1 protein-coding gene and 2 rRNA genes (1 of these 3 cut by a window edge) are annotated in these 2500 nt (G+C 45.8%); all 3 read left to right on the top strand.

Going from position 1 to position 2500, the window contains the following annotated elements:
* Window positions 1-1299: ribosomal RNA gene (locus AB0I41_RS34495) — 23S ribosomal RNA — on the top strand (it extends 1608 nt beyond the left edge of the window).
* Window positions 1300-1442: 143 nt separating this feature from the next.
* A 5S ribosomal RNA gene (gene rrf, locus AB0I41_RS34490) occupies window positions 1443-1558 on the top strand.
* 777 nt (window positions 1559-2335) lie between these two features.
* On the top strand, window positions 2336-2500 hold a 165-nt coding region (locus AB0I41_RS34485), incomplete at its 3' end, for a homoserine O-succinyltransferase (protein ID WP_357115435.1).

The raw sequence follows: 2500 nt of genomic DNA, 5'->3' as shown, positions 1-2500 counted from the left end.
CAAACCGACACAGGTGGTCAGGTAGAGAATACTCAGGCGCTTGAGAGAACTCGGGTGAAGGAACTAGGCAAAATGGTGCCGTAACTTCGGGAGAAGGCACGCTGGCATTAGGTGAAGTGGTTTACCCATGGAGCTGAAGCCAGTCGCAGATACCAGCTGGCTGCAACTGTTTATTAAAAACACAGCACTGTGCAAACACGAAAGTGGACGTATACGGTGTGACGCCTGCCCGGTGCTGGAAGGTTAATTGATGGGGTTATCCGTAAGGAGAAGCTCTTGATCGAAGCCCCAGTAAACGGCGGCCGTAACTATAACGGTCCTAAGGTAGCGAAATTCCTTGTCGGGTAAGTTCCGACCTGCACGAATGGCGTAATGATGGCCAGGCTGTCTCCACCCGAGACTCAGTGAAATTGAACTCGCTGTGAAGATGCAGTGTACCCGCGGCAAGACGGAAAGACCCCGTGAACCTTTACTATAGCTTGACACTGAACATTGAGCCTTGATGTGTAGGATAGGTGGGAGGCTTTGAAGCGTGGACGCCAGTCTGCGTGGAGCCAACCTTGAAATACCACCCTTTAATGTTTGATGTTCTAACGTTGCCCCGTTATCCGGGGTGCGGACAGTGTCTGGTGGGTAGTTTGACTGGGGCGGTCTCCTCCCAAAGAGTAACGGAGGAGCACGAAGGTTGGCTAAGCATGGTCGGACATCATGCGGTTAGTGCAAAGGCATAAGCCAGCTTGACTGCGAGAGTGACGGCTCGAGCAGGTACGAAAGTAGGTCTTAGTGATCCGGTGGTTCTGAATGGAAGGGCCATCGCTCAACGGATAAAAGGTACTCCGGGGATAACAGGCTGATACCGCCCAAGAGTTCATATCGACGGCGGTGTTTGGCACCTCGATGTCGGCTCATCACATCCTGGGGCTGAAGTAGGTCCCAAGGGTACGGCTGTTCGCCGTTTAAAGTGGTACGCGAGCTGGGTTTAGAACGTCGTGAGACAGTTCGGTCCCTATCTGCCGTGGGCGTTGGAAGATTGAAAGGGGCTGCTCCTAGTACGAGAGGACCGGAGTGGACGCACCACTGGTGTTCGGGTTGTCATGCCAATGGCATTGCCCGGTAGCTAAGTGCGGAAAAGATAACCGCTGAAAGCATCTAAGCGGGAAACTTGCCTTGAGATGAGTCTTCCCTGACCCTTTAAGGGTCCTAAAGGAACGTTTAAGACTAAGACGTTGATAGGTTGGGTGTGTAAGCGTAGCGATACGTTGAGCTAACCAATACTAATGAACCGTGAGGCTTAACCTGACAACACCGAAGGTGTTTTAGAGAGACGAGATAGTTTTCGAATGTGCGTGAGAAGCCGAAAGGTGACGGACACAGCAGCTTGTTCAAGATTGATGTTCTGGTTTAGCGAAGAAATGCGCTGAACGGGAACGAAACCGAATTTGTCTGGCGGCAATAGCGCGGTGGTCCCACCTGACCCCATGCCGAACTCAGCAGTGAAACGCCGTAGCGCCGATGGTAGTGTGGGGTCTCCCCATGTGAGAGTAGGGAACTGCCAGACATTAAATTAGTGAGAAAGCCACCCATTGGGTGGCTTTTTTGCGTTTGGGGAAATAAAAATGATGCTGTTTACGGTGGTTGAGCCGTTCGGTATGCTTCGCTTTGTTTACACTCTGCCCGCTATTTTTATGGTTGAAAGAGGAAGAGACTCAAAAGCCATAAGTTAATCAATAATCCCCTCAGCAACCAATCGTTGTGTTACCCGTGTTCTGTGTTCACGTCGTTATGACTTGTGATTAAAACGGAGAAATTTTTGTAAGCTTATCAATAATCTACTTAGCAACTCATCGTTGTGTGATCCGTGTTCTGTGCTCACGTCGTTATGACTTGTGATTAAAGCGGAGAAATCTTTGCAAGCTTATCAATAATCCTTCTCAGTAACTAACATTACTGTGTTTTTTACTTCTTATTAGATTATGGTGAAGTAGATGACAATATTTTGATTTTTCTAGTTAATGAATTGATTTTATTATTTTTTATTAATTAATTTGAATTGGTAGACCCTTTTGGTTAAGGGAAGAAGAAGATTAGATTAGCTCTAATTAATATCAAAAGTGTATAAGTTAAATCAGTATCTATAAATTATCATGAGTAGATAAAAAATATATAAAATCAGCTAGTTGCGTCTCTGCTATATTTGAAAAGAAATCAAGACAAGTCACTTGGCATGAAATTATTTCAATCACCCTTGAAATACTCGACAAGGTGCTTAACATTGGTTAGATTATTTAGCATTCTAGAAGTCTAAACGTATAAAAGTGTAAAAAGGGGATGAACGATGCCGATTCGTTTACCAGACGAGTTACCTGCTGTGAATTTCTTGCGCGAAGAAAATGTTTTTGTCATGACAACGACAAGGGCTAGCCTTCAGGAGATCCGTCCCTTGAAAGTATTAATATTAAACTTAATGCCCAAAAAAATAGAAACTGAAAACCAGTTCCTA

It is taken from the genome of Micromonospora sp. NPDC050200 (assembly GCF_040656135.1).
Classification (GTDB): domain Bacteria; phylum Actinomycetota; class Actinomycetes; order Mycobacteriales; family Micromonosporaceae; genus Micromonospora.
The sequence above is the reverse complement of the archived record's forward strand: the minus strand, read 5'-3'. Positions and strand labels throughout refer to the sequence as shown.